Below are 20,137 nucleotides of genomic sequence, written 5' to 3'. Positions count from 1 at the left end.
GCGCCCGGCCCTTCAAGCCGAGCACCGCTGAACGATTGACCGAGCGCCTTACTTGAGGGGGGAAAGGCGCCGCGTGGCCCCGACGGAGGACGCAGACAACCGTGGACGCGCAAGGCCGTGGGCGGGCGGAGAACATCGACCCCGCAGACCAGTGGGTACTCAACCCGGACACCGGCGATTACGAACTGCGACTGAGCCCTTCCGGAGGGCAGTCGGCAGTGCCTGGACCTCGCAAATCACAGCGGTCCTCGCCACGCCAGGGAACGCGCGGCCGTGACGGCCGACGCGACGAGCGCCGTGATGAACGCGATGAACAGCGCGATGTGCCGCCGCAGCGCAGACGCCGGGCTCCGCAGCCGGAGGCCGCGGGCGGACGGCGCAAGCAGAAGCCCAGGAAGTCCAAGGGCAAGAAGATCTTGCTGTGGACGGCAGGTTCGCTCGCCCTCGTCCTGGTCGCCGGAGGTACCGGCGCGTACCTCTACTACGAGCACCTCAACGACAACATCAACTCGATCGCCGACGACGGCGCGAGCACCGGCGGCTTCAGCAAGGACCGCGCCATCAACATCCTGGTGATGGGCACGGACAAGCGCAGCGGCGCGGGCAACGAGAAGTACGGCGACAAGGGAAGCGTCGGTCACGCCGACACGACGATCCTGCTGCACGTCTCCAAGGACCGTACGAACGCCACCGCGTTGAGCATTCCGCGTGACATGATCACGGACATTCCGGACTGCCCGACGACGATGAAGGACGGCAGCAAGAAGACCATCACCGGCTCGCAGAGCGTCCGCTTCAACGAGAGCCTCGGTCAGAGCGACCGCACGCCGAGCTGCACCATGCGTACGGTCACCGAGATCACCGGGATAGTCCCCGACCACTTCATGGTGGCCGACTTCAACGCCGTCAAGACGCTCTCCAGCGCGGTCGGCGGCGTGGACGTCTGTCTGGCCAAGGACATCGACGACCCGGACTCGCACCTGGATCTGCCCGCGGGCAAGCACACCATCGAGGGCGAGGAGGCGCTGGCGTTCGTCCGCACGCGTCACTCCGTGGGCACCGGCGGCGACTTGAGCCGCATCGAGCTGCAACAGCAGTTCCTCAGCTCGCTGATGCGCAAGCTCAAGTCGAACGACACGCTGACCAGCCCGACGAAGATGATAAAGCTGGCCGAGGCGGGCACCGAGGCGCTCACGGTCGACTCCAAGATCGCGGACATCATGAAACTCCGTGACCTGGGCATGGAGCTCGGCAAGCTCGACATGAAGAACCTGACCTTCGCGACCGTGCCCGTGGTCGACAACCCGGCGGAGAAGGTCCACACGACCGTCGTCGTGAACGACGCCAAGGCCGACCCGCTGTTCTCCATGATGCGCGCCGACGAGTCGCTGACCGCGGTGAAGAAGAAGGAGAAGAAGGAGAAGGCGGAGGTCGCCGCGCGCCTCAAGGGCAGCAAGTCCGCCGCCTCCGACGTGCGGGTCAACATCTACAACGGCAGCGGCAAGACCGGCGCCGCTCAGGCAACTCTCACGTACTTGCAGAACACTGAGGGCATGTCCAAGGCAAGCCAGCTCGGCAACGCGCCGTCCGACCTCAAGAAGACGACGCTGGAGTACGCCCCCGACCAGGCCGACGAGGCCCGGCGGCTCGCCGACGTCATGGGGCTCTCCGGCTCCGCGATGAAGCCCGGCAAGAGCGAGAAGAACTCGCAGGGGCTCCCCGCCATCAAGCTGACGCTCGGCGGCGACTTCAAGGGGGCCGGGGTGTCGATCAGCGCCCCGTCGAAGGCGCCGGAGGACATCCAGAAGGTTGAAGCTGACAAGACTGTGTGTGCCAAGTGACCTGAAGCGGCCGTTCTGCGTCTAACAAGGCGCAGGACGGCCGTAATTCGGGGTGGCGCGGGGAGCGCCGGTAGCGCGGGGAGGGGCAGGGGATGGGGAAGAGCAGCGTGCGTGGGGAGGGAGCGCGAGAACGCGCTCCGCACGCAAGTGATCTTGGCTTGGAAGAGAGCCCGGCACCCGAGGGTGTGGGGCACTCGGCGGACGGCGCAGGCCAGAGGCATCGCCGTGGGGGTGGCGGCGGCCGGGCTCCACGTCCTAGAAGACGCCGGATACTCCGCTGGTCGGCGACGATTCTCTCGGTGCTCATACTCGGCACGGCCGGCGCCGGATATCTCTGGTACCAGCACTTGAACAACAATCTGAAGACCGACGATCTGAACCTCGGCGAGAACCGGGCCCCAGAGCCCACGCCGAACGCGGCGGGCCAGACCCCGCTGAACATCCTGCTCATCGGTTCGGACGCGCGGGACTCCAAGGAGAACCAGAAGCTCGGCGGCGCCAAGGAGACCTTCGGGGGCACACCGCTCGCCGACGTCCAGATGCTGCTCCACCTGTCGGCCGACCGTACGAACATGTCGGTCATCAGCATGCCGCGCGACACGCTGCTCTCCATACCCAAGTGCACCGACCCGGACGACGGCAAGGTCTACGCGGCCTCGACGCAGCGGACGATGACGAACCAGACGCTCGGCCGCGGCGGCCCCGGCTGCACGGTCGCCACCTGGGAGAAGCTCACCAACATCCACATCAACCACTTCATGGAAGTGGACTTCTCGGGTGTGGTCGACATGGCCGACGCCATCGGCGGCGTACCGGTCTGTGTGGACGCCAACATCCACTCGCGCGACAGCCAGGGCCACGGATCGGGCCTGAAGCTCGAAAAAGGCACCACCGACATCAAGGGCAAGCAGGCCCTGCAGTGGCTGCGCACCCGCTACGGCTTCGACGGCGGCACCGACATCAGCCGCGCCAAGGCCCAGCACATGTACATGAACTCACTCGTGCGGGAGCTGCGCGAGAACGCCGGTCTGAGCAGCCCCAACAAGCTGCGCAGGCTCGCGGAGACGGCCACCGACGCGCTCAAGGTCGACGACGGCCTCGGCACCGTCAAGAAGCTCTTCGACCTGAGCAACGAGCTCAAGAAGGTCTCGCCCGAGCGGACCACGATGACGACCATGCCGTTCGACTACGTGGGCGCGCGCGTCGTCCCCAAGCCGGGCGACGCCGAGCAGCTCTTCCGTCTCGTACGCGACGACGTCTCACTCGACGGCAAGGGAAAGAAGAAGAAGGCCGCCGAGGAGAAGGTCTCGGACGACCCGGCCGCCGCGGACGGCGAGATCGCCGTGCAGGTGCAGAACGCCACCCGCACGGACGTCGAGGCACCGGTCAGCGGTCGCGCGAGCACGGTCACGCAGATCCTCGCCGGTAAGGGCTTCGCCAAGGCGCAGGCGGACACGACGACGGCTCTGGCGGAGGCGAAGACCGTCATCAAGTTCCCCACCGCCGACCTGGAGGGCGACGCCCAGCGGGTCGCCAAGTCCCTCGGCATGAAGCTGAGTTCGGTGAAGAAGTCGACGGACGTCTCCGGGGTCACCCTGGTCGTCGGCGCCGACTGGCGGGAGGGGAACACCTACCCCAAGTCGGCGTCGAAGCAGGACGACAAGACGCCGGATTCGGCCGAGGCGCTCAACGGCTCGGACAAGAAGGCGTGCATGCACGTGGATCCGAAGTTCACCTGGGAGTGAGTCCCGGAGTGAGCCCCCGCCCGGCCCGCCGAAGTGAGAAGCGGGCCGGGTCGGTCGTTCGGCTGTGCAGAAACCTCAGGAACCTCAGGCCTCGCTGAGAACAGCCGGACGCCGGGAGGCGATGACCTTCTTGGCGAGCGAGCGCGGGCTGGTCAGAAAGCCCCAGCCCCACGACATGTGCATGGTCGCGAGCGCCACCGGGATCTGGAGCCGCGCCTTCAGCGGAAGTCCCTTGCCCGCGGGCAGTGAGCCCACCGCGATCGCCGCGAGGTAGCCGGCGGGGACGACGAAGCCCCAGGGCGTGACCAGGGCGCCCACGACGACGCCTGCCGCGATCGCGCAGACCGCGGTCGGCGGCGCGAGGTAGCGCAGGTTGATGGAGCCCTCGTGGTAACGGGCGACGACGTGCCGCCAGCGGCCGTAGTCCTTGTACTGCTTGGCCAGGGCCTTCACGCTCGGCCTGGGGCGGTACTGCACCTTCAGTTCGGGCGAGAACCAGATGAGGCCGCCCGCCTCGCGGATGCGGAAGTTCAGCTCCCAGTCCTGGGCGCGGATGAACTCTTCGTTGTAGCCGCCCTGCTGTTCGAGGGCCGCGCGCCGGAAGACACCCAGATACACGGTCTCCGCCCGCTGGGCCTCGCCGCCGGTGTGGAAGGCCGCGTTGCCCACGCCGATCTTCGACGTCATGGCTGCGGCGACCGCGTGCTCCCAGTCGTTCTCGCCCTCGGCGTGCATGATGCCGCCGACGTTCTGCGCGCCGGTCTCCTCCAGGAGGCGTACGGCCGTCGCGATGTAGCCGGGCGACAGGATGCCGTGGCCGTCCACGCGCACCACTATCGGGTGACTCGATGCCTTGATGGCGGCGTTCAGGGCCGCGGGCGTGCGCCCCGTGGGGTTCGGGACGGTCTGCACCCTCGCGCGGTGTCCCGCGGTCTCGGCGACAAGCTCGGCGGCGATCTCGTCCGTGCGGTCCGTGGAGGGACCGAGCGCGACGACGACCTCCATCTCACCGTCGTACTCCTGCTCGAGGATCGCGGAGACGGCAGCACGCAGGTGCCGTTCCTCGTTGAGCACCGGCATGATCACGGATACGGCAGGAAGCTGCACGTCGGGGGTCGCGTTCATCGGCGCCACGTTACCGCGAATGGGGGACACCGGCGCGCGCCGCCCGGCCTGCTGCCCGGGGTCGCAGATCGTATGGGCCTACGGTTCTCGCATTCCCCGGCCCCTCGACACTCCCCCCACCCGTCCCGGCCAGGTCCGTCACCGCGGAGGTGTCCCTTCACGTGCCCACACCGCCCCGCCGCTACCCCACCCCGCCATCGCGTGAGCCCCGCCCGCCACGAGCGAGGCAGTCCGCGCAGCAGCCCACGGGCAGGCCGGTCAAGCAGCGCAGGCGGCCACGCTGGGTCGCGCGGGCGGCGACGGGGTTCTCCGTGCTGGTGCTCGCGGCGGCCGGGATCGGGCACGGCGTCGTCTCGAGTCTCGACACCGGGATCGACCGGGTGGACGCCTTCAAGGACATGAAGAACCGGCCGAAGGCGGGCAACGGCATGAACGTGCTGCTCGTCGGCACCGACGGCCGGGACAAGATCACCGACGCGGACAAGCAGAAGTACCGCCTCGGCGGAGCACCCTGCCACTGCACGGACACGATCATGATCGTGCACATCTCGGAGGACCGTGACCGCGCGAGCGTCGTGAGCCTGCCCCGGGACAGCTACGCCGAGATGCCCGAGCACGTCGACCAGAACTCCGGCGAGAAGCACAGGCCGCATCCGGTCAAGATGAACGCGGCGTACGCGGAGGGCGGCCCCAACCTCACCGTGCGGACCGTCGAGAACATGACCAAGGTCAAGATCGACCACTATCTGGAGGTCGACTTCACCAGCTTCATGAAGACCGTGGACGTGCTCGGCGGCGTCGAGATCTGCACGGCCCGCCCGCTGAAGGACTCGTACACCGGGCTCGATCTGGCCGTCGGCACGCACACGCTGAACGGTGGATCCGCGCTGCAGTACGTCCGCACACGGCACGTCGACGGCACGTCGGACCTGGGGCGGATGCGCCGCCAGCAGCGGTTCCTCGCGGCGCTGATCTCCAAGGCGACCGGCAGCGGGGTGCTCCTGAACCCGCTCAAGTTCCGCGACGTGACCAGGACGCTGCTCAGCTCGGTCCGGGCCGACAGCGGCTTCGGCACGAACGAGATGCTCTCCCTGGGGCGGGCGATGCGGGGCTTCTCGCCGCGTTCGTCGGAGTTCACCACGGTGCCGCTGCTCAGCAAGGGTGTGATGGTGCCGGGCATCGGGTCGACGCTGAAGTGGGACCCGAAGAAGTCCACGAAACTCTTCGACGCCCTGCGCGCGGACCGTCCCCTCGCCGCGCACCACGCCAAGCGGGCCATCGTCGACGTGTCACCGCAGCAGATCCGGGTGCAGGTCGAGAACGCCACGGGCAGGCCGGGCCTGGGCAAGCGGGTCGACAGCGGGCTGCGGTCCACCGGCTTCCGGACGACGCGGGACCCGGGCAATTGGCCGGGCGCACCCCTCAAGCGCACGGTCGTCGCGTACGACCCGCGCTGGGACCGCTCGGCGAAGTCCCTGGCCACCGCGATGCCCGGCAGCATGATGCGGGCGGTGAACGGGCAGGGCGCGACCCTGAAGGTGTTCGCGGGCCAGGACTTCAAGCAGGTCAGGGCGGTACGGGCGGAGGACGCCTATCAAGGCGAGTTCGGGGCCATGACCGGCGACCAGGTGGTGTGCCAGCAGTAGCGGTAGGTACCTGTAGCGGTACGTATCTGTAGCGGAAGGTACCTGTAGCGCGGTGGCCGCCCTCAGTCGTCGAGGCCCTCGGCCGCACGCGCCTGCCGCAGCTCCTTGATGGCCCGGCGCCGTGCAAGACGGTGCGTGCGCCGGATCTGCGCCTCCTGATAGCGGCGCCGGTCCCGCTCGGTCTCCGGAAGCACCGGCGGCACGCCACGCGGCTTGCCGTCCGCGTCGACGGCGGCGAAAACGAGGTACGCGGAGCCCACCTGCTGGGCGGGCGTCGACTCGTTCCAGCGCTCGGCGAGCACCCGGACGCCGACCTCCATGGAACTGCGCCCCGTCCAGTTGACCTGCGCCTTCACATGGACGAGGTCGCCGACCCGCACCGGCTCGAGGAAGGCCATCTCGTCCATGGACGCGGTGACCGCGGGCCCGCCCGAGTGCCGTCCGGCGACGGCCCCCGCCGCGTCGTCCACCAGTTTCATGATCACGCCCCCGTGCACCGTTCCGAGGAGGTTGGTGTCGCCGTGGGTCATGATGTGGCTGAGAGTCGTGCGGGACGCCGAAGTCGGCTTGCCCGGAATCTCCGATTCCGTGCCAGGGGCCAGGTCTGTCATGGGCTCCACCTTATGTCTGACGAATGTCCGTGCCGCGCGGGAGCGCTTTGCATCAGATCTGCAACAGCCCTGAACCGAAATCCCGTCTGCCCTATAAGGCACGTGGTCAGAGACGGCACACTGACCCACATGAGCGATTGGCCTGACGACCAGGGCAACGGCCGAGGATACGGCCGTGGCAGCGGGAGCACGCAGCCTGAGGGCGCCCGCAGGATGCGGCATGTCCAGCGCGGCGGCCCCTCCGGCCGACCGGGCCAGCAGCCGGGGGGCGGTGTACCGCAGCAGCAGTCGTACGACGACGGGCAGGGCCAGCGGTACGGCGACGCGCGCGACGAGATGTTCGAGCCCCGCGGCTCGCGCCAGGGCGGTTACGACAACGGCTACGACAGCGGTTACAACACCGGCCAGGTCTACGGCGCCCCGGACGGCCAGGGCAACGGCGGACAGGGCGGTCAGGGCGGCGGCGACGGGTACGGCACCCGCGCGCCCCGCCCCGCCCCGAACTGGCGGCGCCGCATCAAGATCGGCGCGATCACCTTCGTCGTGCTGCTGGTCGTGGTCTCCGTCTCCACGTACTTCTGGGCCGACTCCAAGCTCAAGCGCGAGGTCGACCTCTCCAAGGTCATCGAGCGCCCCGACGGCGGCGCGGGCACGAACTACCTGATCGTCGGCTCCGACAGCCGCGAGGGCATGACCGCCGAGGACAAGAAGAAGCTCCACACGGGCTCGGCCGAGGGCAAGCGCACGGACTCGATGATGATCCTGCACGTCGCGGACGACGGCGGGAACACGATGATCTCGCTGCCGCGCGACTCGAACGTGACGATCCCCAACTTCAAGGGCGCCGAGTCCGGCAAGCTCTACCCGAACCAGGGCCGCCAGACGAAGCTGAACGCCGCGTACGCGGAGGACGGCCCCGAGCTGCTCGTCCGCACCATCGAGTACAACACCGGCCTGAAGATCGACCACTACGCCGAGATCGGCTTCGGCGGCTTCGCCAAGATCGTGGACGCGGTCGGCGGCGTGGAGCTCGACATTCCCAAGGGCTTCAAGGACGAGAAGTCAGGCGCCGACTTCGAGGCGGGCAAGCAGACCCTCGACGGCCAGCAGGCCCTGGCCTTCGTCCGTACGCGCTACGCCCTGCCGGGCAGCGACCTGGACCGCACGAAGAACCAGCAGAAGTTCCTCGCGGCCCTGGCCAGCCAGGCGGCCACGCCGTCGACGGTCATCAACCCGTTCAAGCTCTACCCCACGATGGGCGCGGGCCTCGACACGCTGATCGTCGACAAGGACATGGGCCTGTTCGACGTGGCGTCCATGTTCTGGGCCATGAAGGGCGTCACCGGCGGCGACGGCAAGTCCATGAACATGCCGCTCGCGGGCTCGACCGGCGGCAACCTCCTGTGGGACAAGGCCAAGGTCAAGCAGATGGTCTCCGAGCTGAACAACGACGAGAAGGTGACCGTCTCGGGCGGCTGAGGCGTGTGAGCGACACGTGTGAGGGCCCCGCCGATGGATCGGCGGGGCCCTCACACGTGTCGCGGTCACGGCTCCGTACCCGCTCCGTGCCCGCTCCGTACCTCGCTCCGTACCCCGAACGCTTCGCCCGCCGTGAAGCCGCGGCTCCCGCGTGTCACGGTGGACCGGACCCACCCTGAAGTCCGGAGCACCGTCATGGCTGACCTACAGGTCGAACTCGACACCACCGCCGAAGCCGGAGACCTGGACCGGCCTCCCGCGCGGTCCCCCGAACCCCCGCCCATATCCGAACCCGAACCGGCGTACGGGCCCGCGCCCGCACCCTCCCCGGACCCCCTCCGCAGCGCCCGCGCGCTGCTCGCCGCCCACCCCGTCGCCGACGGCTACAGCGGACTGCCCTGGACGCTGCGCGAACTGCCCTGGTACGACCTGGAGCTGGGCGACAACGCGGTGGACGCCGATGTGCCGCGGCTGCGGACGGGCGGCGTAGGGGCGCAGTTCTGGTCGGTGCACGTCCCGGACGGCATCACCGGTGACCGCGTACTCGGCGCGACCCTCGAACAGCTCGACCTCGTCAAGCGCGTCGTCGCCGACCACTCCGAGGGGCTTCGCCTGACCCGTACGGCGTCGGAGGTGGCCGACGCCCGTCACTGCGGCCGCATCGCCACCCTGATCGGCCCCGCGCGCGCCGAGGCGATCGGCGACTCGCTCGCCACCCTGCGCGCCCTGCACACCCTGGGCCTGTGCTCCCTGACGCTCTCCGGTACGTCCTGGGCCGGCCCTGAGGGTCTTAGCCCGTTCGGCGAGGAGGTGGTGCGCGAGCTGAACCGGCTCGGGGTGCTCGCCGAGCTGTCCGGGGCTGCCGAGACCACGGCCCGCCGGGTGCTCGCCGTCTCCAAGGCGCCGGTGCTCTTCGCCCGCTCGGGGGCCCGCGCGCTGCGGGACGCCCCGGCGAACCTCTCGGACGACCTGCTCACCGCGCTCGGCGCCGCCAAGGGCCTGTGCCTGGTGCCGCTGGCGGCCGAGCAGACGGGTTCCTCGATACGTGAGGTGGCGGACCACCTCGATCACGTACGCCGCCTCGCGGGCCCGGAGTGCGTGGGCCTCTCGGGGACGTACGACACCTCGGCCGCGCACCCCGAAGGACTGGCCGACGCATCGCGCTATCCGCACCTCGTCGCCGAGCTCGTCGAGCGCGGCTGGCCTGACGACGACCTCGCGCGCCTGACGTGGGGCAACGTCCAACGCGCGCTGCGCGGGGCGGACTTCGCGGGACGGGCGGCGCGGGAGAGGCTGCGGCAGCAGCAGCGGGCGGCGACGGGCTGAGGCTTCAGCTCCCGGCTCTCAGCTCTCAGCTCTAGGAGATCCGGCAGAGGCAGAACGGGTGCCCTGCCGGATCGGCGTAGACGCGGAAGTCGCGGACGCCGTTGTCGTCGTCGACGTCGAGCGGCTCGGCGCCCAGGGCGAGTACGCGGTCCTGGGCGCGCTCGATGTCCTGGACGGCAGGACCCACGTCGAGGTCGATGTGGATCTGCTGCGAACCGGCTTCCTCCTGAGGCCAGTTCGGCGGGCGGTGGCCCGGTGCCTCCTGGAAGCAGAGGCGCAGCCCGCCGGGGGTGTGGAGGGTGACCCAGTCGTTGTCCTCGTCCCCCTCGATGGTGCCGCCCAGCAAGTGCGCGTAGAACTCGGCCAGTCGACCGGGGTCGGGGCAGTCGAGGACGACGTTGCGCATCCGCGCGATGGGCGCCATGGCTGTTCCTTTCTCGCAATCAGCAGGCGCAGAGGCAGAACGGATGCCCTGCCGGGTCGGCGTACACCCGGAAACTCCGCTCGCGGTCCTCCGCCTCGAGCACCGTGGCGCCGAGCGCGAGCACCTCCTTCTCGACGGCGTCCATCTCCGCCCGCGGCACTTCGAGGTCCAGATGGAACTGCTGCGGGTGCGCCTGATCGGGCCACTGCGGCGGCACGTAGCCGGGGACGGCCTGGAACTGGAGCGGGGTGCCGCCGCTGCCTTCGAGGTCCACCCAGCCTTCGTCGTCAACCTTGGGAGTGCCGCCGAGGACGGCGGCGTAGAAGGTGGCGAGTGCGAGGGGTTCGGGACAGTCGAGTACGACGGCGCCGAGTTTGGCGAGGGGCATGGTCTTCTCCTCAGCTCAGTGAGTTACCAGCAGCAGTTACCAGCAACCGCCCGCTCGGGGTAACGGTTACCTCATACTCCCCCATTGGCAGTAACGTCGCAAGCATGAATGGCCGCACGCATGAATGACAAGGCGCCCGCTCCCGGGGGTCTCGCGCTGATCCAGGCACTGGTGAACACCCTGGACCTGGAGTCCGGCGCGGACGCGCTCGACTCGTCGGAGGGGCGCGCACCCTTCGGTCTCGCGCCGGGCGCGCAGACGGGGGCGGCTCGGGAGCTGCGCGAGTCGCTGCGGGTCGCGTGTCTCGCCCACGCGGGGCACGGGCCGCACACCGCCGCGCCCGCGCTCTCCCAACTCCTCGCGGAGGCACCGCTGTTGGTGCGGGTCGACGCGGAGGACGGCTCAGCGTCGCTGGCCCCCGTGGAGCCGGACACCCTCCTCTCCCGGGCCGCCCTTGCCATCTCGGAGGCGGTCGCGGCGGGCACCTGGTCCCGCCTCAAGGCGTGCGAGGCCCCGGACTGTCACTGGGCGTACTACGACCGCAGCCCCGCCGGGCGCAGCCGGTGGTGCGACATGGGCGTGTGCGGGGCCCGCGCGAAGATGCGGGCCTACCGGGCACGGAAGGGCGCGTAAGGCCACGTAAAGGCGCGTAAGGCGCTTAGGGGCAAGACCGGAGCCTAGGCCGACGGCCTGCCCATCGCCCGGTACGTCCAGCCCGCCGCGCGCCAGACCGCCGGGTCGAGCGCGTTGCGGCCGTCCAGGATGAGCCGGTCCGAAGCGACCGCGCCAAGGGCCTCCGCGTCCAGCTCGCGGAACTCGCGCCACTCCGTGAGGTGCAGGACCACGTCCGCGCCCCTGACGGCGTCCACGGCGCTCTCCGCGTACGCGAGCGTCGGGAAGAGCCGACCGGCGTTCGCCATCCCCTTGGGGTCGTACACGGTGACCTGGCCGCCCTGGAGGTGGATCTGCCCGGCGACGTTCAGCGCGGGCGAGTCACGTACGTCGTCGGAGTCCGGCTTGAACGTCGCACCGAGGACCGCGACCCGCTTGCCCAGGAAGGACCCGCCGCCGAGCGCCTCGCGCGCCATCTCCACCATCTGCCCGCGTCGGCGCATGTTGATGGAGTCGATCTCCCGCAGGAAGGTCAGCGCCTGGTCGGCGCCGAGCTCCCCGGCCCGCGCCATGAACGCCCGGATGTCCTTGGGCAGGCAGCCGCCGCCGAAGCCGATCCCGGCCCGCAGGAACTTCTTGCCGATGCGGTCGTCGTACCCGAGCGCCTCGGCCAGCTTCACGACGTCGCCGCCCGCGGCCTCGCACACCTCCGCCATCGCGTTGATGAAGGAGATCTTCGTGGCGAGGAAGGAGTTGGCGGCGGTCTTCACGAGCTCGGCGGTCGGGAAGTCCGTGACGACGAAGGGCGAGCCCTCCCCGACCGGGCCCGCGTACACCTCGCGAAGGAGCTTCTCGGCGTGCGCGCTGCGTACGCCGACGACGATGCGGTCCGGGTGGAGGGTGTCCTTCACCGCGAAGCCCTCGCGCAGGAACTCCGGGTTCCAGGCCAGCTCGGCCTCGGCGCCCACCGGCGCGTTCGCGGCCAGCTCGCGCGCGAGGCGGTCCGCCGAGCCGACCGGCACGGTCGACTTGCCGACGACGAGCGCGGGGCGCGTCAGATGCGGGGCGAGCTGCGCGAAGGCGCTGTCGACGTAGCTCATGTCGCAGGCGTACTCACCGTGCTTCTGCGGGGTGTTCACGCAGACGAAGTGGACGTCGCCGAAGGCCGCGGCCTCCGCGAAGTCCATGGTGAAGCTCAGCCGCCCGCTCGAACCCTCGATCCCGGCGACGTGCTTGCGCAGCAGCTCTTCCAGACCGGGCTCGTACATCGGGACCTCGCCCCGCTGCAGCATCTCGATCTTCTCGGGCACGACGTCGAGGCCGAGCACCTCGAAACCGAGCTCGGCCATGGCCGCGGCGTGCGTGGCACCGAGGTAGCCGGTGCCGATCACGGTGATCTTGAGGGCCATGCGGTGCTCCAGGGGTCTACGGCCGTCAGTGCGGTGCCCGAGCATAGTCGCGCACTTGAGCGGGCACGTTTCCGCTATTGCCGACCGCTTGCAACCCACCCTGCCAACCGCTCGCCGCCCGCTGTCGGCAAGCTCACGTATCCCTCACGCGAGCCGCCCTCTAAAATTTGGGTTACTTAACGGTAATTAGCATCCTTGGAGCGTGAGAAACCTTGGCCGGATCGGCTGATTTCGACCTGTACCGCCCGTCCGAGGAGCACGACATGCTCCGCGACGCGATCCGTTCGCTCTCCGAGGCGAAGATCGCACCGTTCGCCGCGGCGGTCGACGAGGAGGCCCGCTTCCCGCAGGAGGCGCTCGACGCCCTCGTCGCCTCCGACCTGCACGCCGTGCACGTACCGGAGAGCTTCGGCGGCACCGGCGCCGACGCGCTCGCCACGGTCATCGTGATCGAGGAGGTGGCGCGCGTCTGCGCCTCGTCCTCGCTCATCCCGGCCGTGAACAAGCTGGGCTCGCTCCCCGTGATCCTCTCCGGGTCCGAGGAGCTGAAGAAGAAGTACATGACGCCGCTCGCCAAGGGCGAGGGCATGTTCTCGTACGCACTCTCCGAGCCCGACGCGGGCTCGGACGCGGCCGGCATGAAGACGAAGGCCGTCCGTGACGGGGACTCCTGGATCCTCAACGGCGTGAAGCGCTGGATCACGAACGCGGGCGTCTCCGAGTACTACACGGTGATGGCCGTGACCGACCCGACCAAGCGCTCGAAGGGCATCTCCGCCTTCGTCGTCGAGAAGTCGGACGAGGGCGTCTCCTTCGGCGCCCCCGAGCGCAAGCTCGGCATCAAGGGTTCGCCGACCCGCGAGGTCTACTTCGACAACGTTCGCATCCCCGCCGACCGCATGATCGGCGAGGAGGGCACGGGCTTCGCCACGGCGATGAAGACCCTGGACCACACCCGCATCACGATCGCGGCCCAGGCACTCGGCATCGCCCAGGGCGCGCTCGACTACGCCAAGGGCTACGTCAAGGAGCGCAAGCAGTTCGGAAAGCCGATCGGCGACTTCCAGGGCGTGCAGTTCATGCTCGCGGACATGGCCATGAAGATCGAGGCCGCGCGACAGCTGACGTACGCGGCGGCTGCCAAGTCGGAGCGCGGCGACGCGGACCTCACCTTCCAGGGCGCGGCCGCGAAGTGCTTCGCGTCGGACGTGGCGATGGAGGTCACGACGGACGCCGTCCAGCTGCTCGGCGGCTACGGCTACACGCGTGACTACCCCGTCGAGCGGATGATGCGCGACGCGAAGATCACGCAAATTTATGAAGGCACGAATCAAGTTCAGCGGATCGTCATGGCGAGGAACCTGCCCTAGCGGGGTTTTCGCAGGTCAGCGACCATCTCTAATGACTCGGGGCGGCGCCCCGGACCTGCGTGAACACCACGGCCCCCGGCATCGCGCCGGGGGCCGTCCGCATCTGTTGGCACACCAGCAGGCGGGGTCACTCGCCCTTGGGCGGGATGACGAACCCTCGCATTGGCCCCGCCCCCGGCTCCCCCTCGGGGAACTTGGCCACCACGGACGCCAGTACGTCAGCGGTCACGTCCCGTCGCGTGGCGGGGTCCGCCGTGTCGTACACACGCCACTCCCCTGCCGAGTTCTCCGAATCCTCGGGTGCGACCACACCAGGAATCCCCAACTTCCTGAGTACAGAATCGACTTGCCGGGCTTGCTCCGCGTCCACACTTCCGCCTTCCCTCTGGGCGCCGCCGACCTAGCTACCGCCACCACCACCGCCCGAGCAGTGCGAAGCGCACTTGCCCGGATTGATCGGGCCGCAGCCGCCAGGCTTGGGAGTGTGGGAGCAACTCGCCGCCACCGAGACAAGGGTTTTGGTCGGGCCCGTCCACAGCTCACTGTCCACGGTGTGTCCAGCCTGCTCGACGATGGCCACCGTACGCGTGAGCGCGTGCTCGTCGTGCCGTTCGGCATCAGGACGCTCGGGCCAGTGATGCACGAACCGTCCCAGACGCTCGCACAGCTTCTCGTACAGGTTCGTGTGCAGGATCAGGGCGTGCCATCCCTCATCCACCACGCGGGAGGGCGTGATCTTGACAGTGGGGAACCGCACGGCGGCGTCCATGAACTTGAGCGCTTCCACTACGATCCGCTCGGCCGTCGCCTCCTCCATACCGGAGTTGTTGTCGATGACGGTGGCGACGACACCCCCGAACGCGGCATCGGTGAGTAACGCACGTACATCGTGCATGTTCGTTCCTCCCTGTTTCGGCACTTCACAGCCCACCCCTGGTTTCGGCACTTCACAGCCCACCCCTGCGGCCGTTGATGTGGTGACCGTAGGAATCAGGGAGCTTCGGGCTCCACGAACTTGCATGAGCTTGCACGTCAATTCGCAAGGAACATTGCGGTGTTGACGCCATAACTCCAGGTCAAAGAAGCTAGTGCAAGCCCAAGCAAGTACCTGGACCAGGGAGCCTGCCATGGCCGTAGAGTTCGTTGGGATCGACCCCGACACCGACCGGGATCACTGCCCCACCGTGCGGGCGGACGCGGAAGCTCAGGAGATCTTGTTGCAGGGGTGGAAGCCGACCCCTGAGACTCAGGCGGAGTGCGAGGGAACCAGCACCGCGAACGGTCCGGTGCCGGGCAGCGAGGCCATCGTCAGGATTCCGGCCCGGATGATTCCGATGATCAGGGAGGCGTGTGATGCCGTCGAGCGTGCCCAGCTTCGCTGAGCTGCTTGGCCGGTGCGAGCGATCCGCCGTCCACCTGGAGTTGCGCGACTCGTACGCCGCCTCGGACCGGTTCGAGGCGTGGAAGCGCGGCGAGCGGATCAGTTGGGACGATCGCGAGTCCTGGTGGCATCCCTATGACCAGTTGATCGCGGACACCGTGGCCAGGGGTGTGGTCATCCGCAGGGCCCGGGTGATTTCCGAACCGGTGTCGGACTACATCCGGTGGGAGCACTACGTCACTCACGCCAACGTCACGGCCGGTGAGGAAGTCCGGTGGCTGCCCCGGCGACTGAGCACGGCCATCGCACTGCCGGGGAATGACTTCTGGCTGTTCGATGAAGCGCTGCTCCGGGTGCACCACTTCTCGGGTGACGGCGCGGTGGTGGAGGACGAGATAACGGCCGACCCGGAAGCCGTGAAGCTGTGCTCCACCGCCTTCGAAGCGGTATGGGAGCGAGCGATCCCGCACCACCGGTACAAGGTCTGACGAGAGCCGGCTCCATGCCCCCACACCCCTCTTCACGCGTTCAGAAGGCTCGCGAGTATCTTGCGAGGCGTCTGCGTGAGGTCCGGAAGGACGCGGGGATCAGCGGGCGGGAGCTGGCCGTCAGGTGCGGTTGGTCGGAGTCGAAGTCGTCCCGGATCGAGAACGCCAGGACGCCTCCCTCCGATGCGGATATCCGAGCTTGGTGCAGGGCTTGCGCCGCCGAAGACCAGGCCCCTGATCTGGTCGCGGCCAACAGACAGTCCGCCGAAGCGCATGTGGAGTGGAGACGGCTCCAGCAGACCGGCCTCCGGCGCCTGCAAGAGAGCACCGGCGACCTGTACCGACAAACCAAGACCTTCCGTATCTACGTTTCCGACGTGATTCCTGGATTCCTCCAGACCCCGGGTTACGCCACCGCCCTGCTGTCGTCCATCGCGGACTTCCGGGGAACCCCGGATGACGTGAGCGACGCCGTGGCAGCCCGCATGCGGCGTAACGAGGTCCTGAGCCTGGGCGGGCGCCGGTTCTCCTTCGTCCTGGAAGAGTCGGTGTTGCGCTACCAGCTGTGCGCCGCCGAAACCATGGCGGCCCAGCTCGGCCACTTGCTCGGAGTCATGGACCGTCAAAACGTCGCCGTGGGCATCGTCCCGCTCTCGGGGCAACGGACCGTGTGGCCCATGCCGACCTTCACGATCTTCGATGAGAGCAGGGTGCACGCGGACACGCTCGATGCTGCTTCCACGCTCACGCAGCCCAGTCAGGTCGAGCTGTACGCCCGTGCCTTTGAACGGCTCTCGCAGCAGGCCGCGAGGGGAGCGGCAGCACGCTCCCTCCTCGTGGATGCGGTGGCGTCCCTGGCCTGAGGGCCCTCCACCTGGTCAGTGTTCGGTGGTGCGGTTCAGGCGGTGGTGCGGTTCAGGCGCAGCGCGGAGACGAGGAAGAAGACTCCGCCGAGCAGGGCGTAGCCGGCCAGCATGCTCAGTGAGGCGTCGTCCTTGCCGGCCTGGGCGATGAAGGAGGCTCCGGCGAGGGTGGAGATGGCGCCGCTGGCGATCATCGGCCACTGGCCTCCCATGCCGCGTCGCAGGACGCCGACGATCAGCTGGACGACACCCGCGGTGATCGCCCAGGCACCCCAGACGCGCAGGACGGCCGGGATGCCGGAGGACGCCGCGGCGACCAGACCCGCGGTGGTGAGGGTGCTGAGCGCGATGTTCGCGTAGAGGCCGCGCACCGGTCCGCCGTCCGCCCTGGCGGCCCTGGCGTCGACGACCGCGCACGCCACGTCGAACAAGGGGTAGATCACCAGCAGTGTCGCGCTGAGGGCGCCCAGGGTGTCGGCGGACGTGAACAGCAGGGCGGCCCAGACCGCGGCGAACACGAAGCGCACGAGATACAGCCGGCGCAGCGCCAGCGCCGGGGAGGCACTCGCCGTAGCGGTAGCAGTAGGGGCGGGGGTGGTGGTGTTCATGACGGAGCCCTTTTCGTGAGGGAGAACGTTCGGTCTCTTGCCTCACATTGAAGAGTGCCCCCATCCCCCTGTCAAGACCGAACGTTCTCCCTCATCGGCTGATACGGTGGGCGCCATGAGTACGCGTACAGAAGGCGGGAGCACGTCCGAGGCACGGTCCCGCCTGCTCGGCACAGCGACCCGGATCTTCTACGCGGAGGGCATCCACTCCGTCGGCGTGGACCGGATCATCGCCGAAGCCCAGGTCACCCGGGCCACGCTGTACCGGCACTTCAAGGGCAAGGAAGAGCTGATCCTTGCCTACCTCCAGCAGGCCGATCACGGCATCCGGGCGCAGGTCGCGGCCGTACTGGCGGAGGGCGGACCGGCGGACGACACGATCCGGGCCGTCGCTCGGTCCATCACCGAGGGCATCCAGTACTCAGGGTTCCGCGGGTGCGCCTTCCTCAACGCGGTGGCCGAGTATCCCGACCCGGCACACCCGGTCCACCAGGCCGTACTGGCGCATCGTCAGTGGTTCCTGGAGACCGTCACGCAATTGCTGGCGCAGGCCGGTTGCGCGCCCGCCGACGCGGCAGGGCGGCACTTCGTCATGCTCCGGGACGGGGCCATGGCCGCCGGCTGCCTCTTCGACCCGACTCTGATCTCCGAGACGTTCCTGCACGGCGTCGAAGGCATTCTGTCCCGGAGTCGCTGAGGGTTCAGTCCTTGGGCGGGGCCAGGACCGGCGGGCTCCCCCACGGGAGTTCGAGAGCCGCCCGCAGCGCGAGCACCGTCTGCTCGCCGATCCGGTCGGCGAGTTCCTGCTCCACGCGTCGCAGGACCAGTTCCGCCCTGCGGTGCGTGCGCGCGCCCTCCTGTGTGCGGCGGATCAGCCGCTGTCGGCCCGAGGAAGGGTCGGGGACCTGTTCCAGGAGGCCCGTCGCGACCAGGCCGTGCACCGCCTGATGTGCGGTCTGCCGGGTGACGCCCATCCGGCGCGCCAGCTCGGAGACCGTCGTGCCCTGCTCGTCCAGGACGGCGAAGAGACCCGCCTGCGTCGGGGACACCGGGGCCTCCCCCGCCTCCTCCAGGGTCGCCAGGAGCGCGTCCTCGAACCAGCGCCGGGCGTCGCCCAGCAGCTGGGGGAGATTGCGGCCTGTGGGGCCGGTGGCGTGCATGTCGAGAGCCTATGGGTTCGAGGGCGGTGTCTTGCCCCCACCCTACGCATCATGTCAGGCTGCCTGACGTTCGACGTTCCGCAGATTCCCCAGCCATCCACATCTCCGGGAGAGCTCATGACGATCGAGTACGCCACCCGCCACCGGCGCTCCTCACGCATCCCCGCCGACCCGGGCAAGCCCTACGTCATCGAGAAGGGCGAGGGCGACCGCGCTCATCTCTTCGGCGACCTGATCACCATCTACGCGGGCGGCGAGCAGACCGAGAACGCGTTCAACTTCTTCACCGTCGAGGGCCCCAGGGGCAACATCATCCCGGCCCATCTGCACCCCGACACCTACGAGGTCTTCTACGTCACCCAGGGCGCCGTCCGCCTCTTCGTCGAGGACCTGGAGGGCGAGCAGCAGGAGAAGCTCCTCACCCCGGGCGACTTCGGCTTCGTACCGAAGAACTGTCCGCACGCCTACCGCATGGAGCGCCACCACAGCCAGGTCGTCGGCGTCGCCGCGGGGCCCGGCGGCACCTTCGAGCGGTTCTTCGAGACTCTCGGTGCCCCCGCCGATGAACTCGGTCTGCCGCGCGAGCCCGTCGTGCCCACGCCCGACAAGTTCGCCACCGTCCCCCAGCAGTACGACGTGCGCTTCCTGCCCGAGCACGAGTGGCGCACGCGGTGAGCAACGCAACGGGCCCCGCGCTCCGGAACCTGATCGCCGCTCCCCATCCTGACGTCGCGCCTCTGCCGCCCGCCGCGCGTCCGGCACCGGACCTGCGGCTGCTCCGCGGTGTCCCGTACGGGGAGGTCGACGGCGGCCGTCCGCTGGAACTCGACCTCTGGCTGCCTGCCGCCGGGAACGGGCCCGCCCCGCTCGTCCTCTTCGTGCACGGCGGCGCCTGGCGTCGGGGCCGCCGTGACGACATGGGGCTGCGGACCCGGCACTGGGCCCCGGGCCCGTTGGAGCGCATCGCCGCCGCGGGCTTCGCGGTCGCCTGCGCCGACTACCGGCTCAGCGGCGAGGCCCGCTTCCCCGCCCCGCTCGACGACCTGCGCGCCGCACTGCGCTGGCTCGGCCTGCGTGCGACGGAACTCGGCATCGACACGACAAGGACCGTGGTGTGGGGCGAGTCCGCGGGCGGGCACCTGGCCTCGCTCCTCGCCCTTGACCCCGCGATCGCGGCCACCGGCGCCGTGATCTGGTACGCCCCCAGCGACCTGACCGTCCCCCGCGGCCCGTTCGACCCGCACAGCGCCACGACCCCGGAGGCCCTGCTGCTCGGCGCCGCCCCCGCCGCCGTACCCGAGAGGGCTCGCGAGGCAAGCCCCGTGGCGCGGGTCCACGCCGCCGCCCCGCCCTTCCTCCTGGTCCACGGCGAGCAGGACACGATGGTCCCCGGCTCGCACAGCGAGGAGCTCGCGGCGCGGCTGCGGGACGTGGGAGTGCCGGTGGAGCTGCGCACGGTGCCGGGCGCCGACCACGGCTGGTACGGCGCGCCCGACGACGCGGTGGAGGACGTGTTCGCGCGCTCGCTGCGGTTCGCGCGGGGGCGCGTGACGTAAGCAGCAGGGCGGGGGGGGGGCCGTAGGGGGGCCCCCCCCCGGCGGGCCCGGAAGGGGCTAAGGGCCCGGATGGCCCGTAGGACGGAGACCGGGCGGTGGTGTAGG

At 69.4% G+C, this 20,137-nt stretch carries 22 protein-coding genes; 13 read left to right on the top strand and 9 right to left on the bottom strand.

Annotated features, from left to right (window positions below):
* Window positions 1-101: 101 nt before the first annotated feature.
* Window positions 102-1,841, top strand: a complete 1,740-nt coding sequence (locus ACWFRJ_RS22300; protein WP_453533429.1) for an LCP family protein — start codon at window positions 102-104, stop codon at window positions 1,839-1,841.
* Between the two features lie 92 nt (window positions 1,842-1,933).
* Complete coding sequence (locus ACWFRJ_RS22295) at window positions 1,934-3,586, top strand: LCP family protein (protein WP_453533426.1); 1,653 nt, start codon at window positions 1,934-1,936, stop codon at window positions 3,584-3,586.
* Between the two features lie 84 nt (window positions 3,587-3,670).
* Here ACWFRJ_RS22295 and ACWFRJ_RS22290 read toward each other — a convergent pair whose 3' ends face one another.
* On the bottom strand, window positions 3,671-4,711 hold the full coding sequence (locus ACWFRJ_RS22290) for a glycosyltransferase family 2 protein (RefSeq protein WP_453533424.1): 1,041 nt from the start codon (window positions 4,709-4,711) through the stop codon (window positions 3,671-3,673).
* 161 nt (window positions 4,712-4,872) lie between these two features.
* Between ACWFRJ_RS22290 and ACWFRJ_RS22285 the strand changes: the two genes are divergently transcribed.
* Entirely contained in the window at window positions 4,873-6,357 is a 1,485-nt protein-coding gene (locus ACWFRJ_RS22285; protein ID WP_453533421.1) for an LCP family protein, read from the top strand.
* Between the two features lie 62 nt (window positions 6,358-6,419).
* On the opposite strand, the gene ACWFRJ_RS22280 is transcribed toward ACWFRJ_RS22285, so the two are convergent.
* On the bottom strand, window positions 6,420-6,968 hold the full coding sequence (locus tag ACWFRJ_RS22280) for an acyl-CoA thioesterase (RefSeq protein ID WP_351163175.1): 549 nt from the start codon (window positions 6,966-6,968) through the stop codon (window positions 6,420-6,422).
* A gap of 129 nt (window positions 6,969-7,097) precedes the next feature.
* Between ACWFRJ_RS22280 and ACWFRJ_RS22275 the strand changes: the two genes are divergently transcribed.
* Both ACWFRJ_RS22275 and ACWFRJ_RS22270 read left to right on the top strand, forming a co-directional pair.
* Window positions 7,098-8,447 (top strand): LCP family protein, encoded by a 1,350-nt coding sequence (locus tag ACWFRJ_RS22275; protein WP_453533417.1) that lies wholly within the window; start codon window positions 7,098-7,100, stop codon window positions 8,445-8,447.
* A 195-nt stretch (window positions 8,448-8,642) separates the two neighbouring features.
* Window positions 8,643-9,773: a dipeptidase gene (locus ACWFRJ_RS22270; RefSeq protein WP_453533415.1), complete on the top strand. Its 1,131-nt coding sequence runs from the start codon at window positions 8,643-8,645 to the stop codon at window positions 9,771-9,773.
* Window positions 9,774-9,804: 31 nt separating this feature from the next.
* Here ACWFRJ_RS22270 and ACWFRJ_RS22265 read toward each other — a convergent pair whose 3' ends face one another.
* Window positions 9,805-10,197, bottom strand: coding sequence for a VOC family protein (locus tag ACWFRJ_RS22265; RefSeq protein ID WP_453533412.1), 393 nt, complete (start codon window positions 10,195-10,197; stop codon window positions 9,805-9,807).
* A 19-nt stretch (window positions 10,198-10,216) separates the two neighbouring features.
* A complete protein-coding gene (locus tag ACWFRJ_RS22260) occupies window positions 10,217-10,585 on the bottom strand; it encodes a VOC family protein (protein WP_453533409.1) in 369 nt (122 codons plus the stop codon).
* A gap of 120 nt (window positions 10,586-10,705) precedes the next feature.
* Between ACWFRJ_RS22260 and ACWFRJ_RS22255 the strand changes: the two genes are divergently transcribed.
* A complete protein-coding gene (locus ACWFRJ_RS22255; protein WP_453533406.1) occupies window positions 10,706-11,218 on the top strand; it encodes a CGNR zinc finger domain-containing protein in 513 nt (170 codons plus the stop codon).
* A 44-nt stretch (window positions 11,219-11,262) separates the two neighbouring features.
* Here the strand turns inward: ACWFRJ_RS22255 and ACWFRJ_RS22250 are convergent, their stop codons facing one another.
* The gene (locus tag ACWFRJ_RS22250) at window positions 11,263-12,606 is read right to left on the bottom strand and encodes a UDP-glucose dehydrogenase family protein (RefSeq protein ID WP_453533403.1); all 1,344 of its coding nucleotides are present in this window, start codon (window positions 12,604-12,606) and stop codon (window positions 11,263-11,265) included.
* 212 nt (window positions 12,607-12,818) lie between these two features.
* Here ACWFRJ_RS22250 and ACWFRJ_RS22245 point away from each other — a divergent pair, with 212 nt between their 5' ends.
* Window positions 12,819-13,976 carry an acyl-CoA dehydrogenase family protein gene (locus tag ACWFRJ_RS22245; protein WP_453533400.1) on the top strand — a complete coding sequence of 386 codons (1,158 nt, stop codon included), beginning with the start codon at window positions 12,819-12,821 and terminating at the stop codon, window positions 13,974-13,976.
* Window positions 13,977-14,103: 127 nt separating this feature from the next.
* Here the strand turns inward: ACWFRJ_RS22245 and ACWFRJ_RS22240 are convergent, their stop codons facing one another.
* Both ACWFRJ_RS22240 and ACWFRJ_RS22235 read right to left on the bottom strand, forming a co-directional pair.
* Window positions 14,104-14,286, bottom strand: coding sequence for a hypothetical protein (locus ACWFRJ_RS22240; RefSeq protein WP_453533397.1), 183 nt, complete (start codon window positions 14,284-14,286; stop codon window positions 14,104-14,106).
* Between the two features lie 90 nt (window positions 14,287-14,376).
* The gene (locus tag ACWFRJ_RS22235; protein ID WP_453533394.1) at window positions 14,377-14,871 is read right to left on the bottom strand and encodes a glycine-rich domain-containing protein; all 495 of its coding nucleotides are present in this window, start codon (window positions 14,869-14,871) and stop codon (window positions 14,377-14,379) included.
* Between the two features lie 232 nt (window positions 14,872-15,103).
* Between ACWFRJ_RS22235 and ACWFRJ_RS22230 the strand changes: the two genes are divergently transcribed.
* Genes ACWFRJ_RS22230 through ACWFRJ_RS22220 form a run of 3 tightly spaced genes read left to right on the top strand, consistent with a single transcriptional unit; the run spans window position 15,104 to window position 16,708 of the window.
* Window positions 15,104-15,358, top strand: coding sequence for a hypothetical protein (locus tag ACWFRJ_RS22230; RefSeq protein ID WP_453533392.1), 255 nt, complete (start codon window positions 15,104-15,106; stop codon window positions 15,356-15,358).
* The gene (locus ACWFRJ_RS22225; RefSeq protein WP_453533389.1) at window positions 15,330-15,845 is read left to right on the top strand and encodes a DUF6879 family protein; all 516 of its coding nucleotides are present in this window, start codon (window positions 15,330-15,332) and stop codon (window positions 15,843-15,845) included. The genes ACWFRJ_RS22230 and ACWFRJ_RS22225 overlap by 29 nt, the downstream gene beginning before the upstream one ends.
* A 14-nt stretch (window positions 15,846-15,859) precedes the next feature.
* Window positions 15,860-16,708, top strand: a complete 849-nt coding sequence (locus tag ACWFRJ_RS22220) for a helix-turn-helix domain-containing protein (protein WP_453533386.1) — start codon at window positions 15,860-15,862, stop codon at window positions 16,706-16,708.
* 35 nt (window positions 16,709-16,743) lie between these two features.
* Here the strand turns inward: ACWFRJ_RS22220 and ACWFRJ_RS22215 are convergent, their stop codons facing one another.
* The gene (locus tag ACWFRJ_RS22215) at window positions 16,744-17,316 is read right to left on the bottom strand and encodes a hypothetical protein (protein WP_453533383.1); all 573 of its coding nucleotides are present in this window, start codon (window positions 17,314-17,316) and stop codon (window positions 16,744-16,746) included.
* Between the two features lie 115 nt (window positions 17,317-17,431).
* On the opposite strand from ACWFRJ_RS22215, the gene ACWFRJ_RS22210 reads away from it, so the two are divergent.
* Complete coding sequence (locus tag ACWFRJ_RS22210) at window positions 17,432-18,013, top strand: TetR/AcrR family transcriptional regulator (RefSeq protein ID WP_453533380.1); 582 nt, start codon at window positions 17,432-17,434, stop codon at window positions 18,011-18,013.
* A gap of 4 nt (window positions 18,014-18,017) precedes the next feature.
* On the opposite strand, the gene ACWFRJ_RS22205 is transcribed toward ACWFRJ_RS22210, so the two are convergent.
* On the bottom strand, window positions 18,018-18,476 hold the full coding sequence (locus ACWFRJ_RS22205) for a MarR family winged helix-turn-helix transcriptional regulator (protein ID WP_453533377.1): 459 nt from the start codon (window positions 18,474-18,476) through the stop codon (window positions 18,018-18,020).
* A gap of 117 nt (window positions 18,477-18,593) precedes the next feature.
* Here ACWFRJ_RS22205 and ACWFRJ_RS22200 point away from each other — a divergent pair, with 117 nt between their 5' ends.
* Window positions 18,594-19,151 (top strand): quercetin 2,3-dioxygenase, encoded by a 558-nt coding sequence (locus ACWFRJ_RS22200; protein ID WP_453533374.1) that lies wholly within the window; start codon window positions 18,594-18,596, stop codon window positions 19,149-19,151.
* Window positions 19,148-20,032 (top strand): alpha/beta hydrolase fold domain-containing protein, encoded by an 885-nt coding sequence (locus ACWFRJ_RS22195; RefSeq protein WP_453533371.1) that lies wholly within the window; start codon window positions 19,148-19,150, stop codon window positions 20,030-20,032. The genes ACWFRJ_RS22200 and ACWFRJ_RS22195 overlap by 4 nt, the downstream gene beginning before the upstream one ends.
* Window positions 20,033-20,137: the final 105 nt, after the last annotated feature.

It is taken from the genome of Streptomyces sp. NPDC055239 (assembly GCF_053606205.1).
The sequence above is the reverse complement of the archived record's forward strand: the minus strand, read 5'-3'. Positions and strand labels throughout refer to the sequence as shown.

Excerpts from the sequence above, each read along its gene's own strand:
- ACWFRJ_RS22250 (WP_453533403.1), bottom strand. The coding sequence starts at position 12,606 with ATGGCCCTCAAGATCACCGTGATCGGCACCGGCTACCTCGGTGCCACG.
- ACWFRJ_RS22290 (WP_453533424.1), bottom strand. The coding sequence starts at position 4,711 with ATGAACGCGACCCCCGACGTGCAGCTTCCTGCCGTATCCGTGATCATG.
- ACWFRJ_RS22235 (WP_453533394.1), bottom strand. The coding sequence starts at position 14,871 with ATGCACGATGTACGTGCGTTACTCACCGATGCCGCGTTCGGGGGTGTC.
- ACWFRJ_RS22270 (WP_453533415.1), top strand. The coding sequence starts at position 8,643 with ATGGCTGACCTACAGGTCGAACTCGACACCACCGCCGAAGCCGGAGAC.
- ACWFRJ_RS22255 (WP_453533406.1), top strand. The coding sequence starts at position 10,706 with ATGAATGACAAGGCGCCCGCTCCCGGGGGTCTCGCGCTGATCCAGGCA.
- ACWFRJ_RS22220 (WP_453533386.1), top strand. The coding sequence starts at position 15,860 with ATGCCCCCACACCCCTCTTCACGCGTTCAGAAGGCTCGCGAGTATCTT.
- ACWFRJ_RS22215 (WP_453533383.1), bottom strand. The coding sequence starts at position 17,316 with ATGAACACCACCACCCCCGCCCCTACTGCTACCGCTACGGCGAGTGCC.
- ACWFRJ_RS22200 (WP_453533374.1), top strand. The coding sequence starts at position 18,594 with ATGACGATCGAGTACGCCACCCGCCACCGGCGCTCCTCACGCATCCCC.
- ACWFRJ_RS22275 (WP_453533417.1), top strand. The coding sequence starts at position 7,098 with ATGAGCGATTGGCCTGACGACCAGGGCAACGGCCGAGGATACGGCCGT.
- ACWFRJ_RS22280 (WP_351163175.1), bottom strand. The coding sequence starts at position 6,968 with ATGACAGACCTGGCCCCTGGCACGGAATCGGAGATTCCGGGCAAGCCG.
- ACWFRJ_RS22225 (WP_453533389.1), top strand. The coding sequence starts at position 15,330 with ATGCCGTCGAGCGTGCCCAGCTTCGCTGAGCTGCTTGGCCGGTGCGAG.
- ACWFRJ_RS22230 (WP_453533392.1), top strand. The coding sequence starts at position 15,104 with ATGGCCGTAGAGTTCGTTGGGATCGACCCCGACACCGACCGGGATCAC.
- ACWFRJ_RS22265 (WP_453533412.1), bottom strand. The coding sequence starts at position 10,197 with ATGGCGCCCATCGCGCGGATGCGCAACGTCGTCCTCGACTGCCCCGAC.
- ACWFRJ_RS22260 (WP_453533409.1), bottom strand. The coding sequence starts at position 10,585 with ATGCCCCTCGCCAAACTCGGCGCCGTCGTACTCGACTGTCCCGAACCC.
- ACWFRJ_RS22295 (WP_453533426.1), top strand. The coding sequence starts at position 1,934 with ATGGGGAAGAGCAGCGTGCGTGGGGAGGGAGCGCGAGAACGCGCTCCG.
- ACWFRJ_RS22205 (WP_453533377.1), bottom strand. The coding sequence starts at position 18,476 with ATGCACGCCACCGGCCCCACAGGCCGCAATCTCCCCCAGCTGCTGGGC.
- ACWFRJ_RS22210 (WP_453533380.1), top strand. The coding sequence starts at position 17,432 with ATGAGTACGCGTACAGAAGGCGGGAGCACGTCCGAGGCACGGTCCCGC.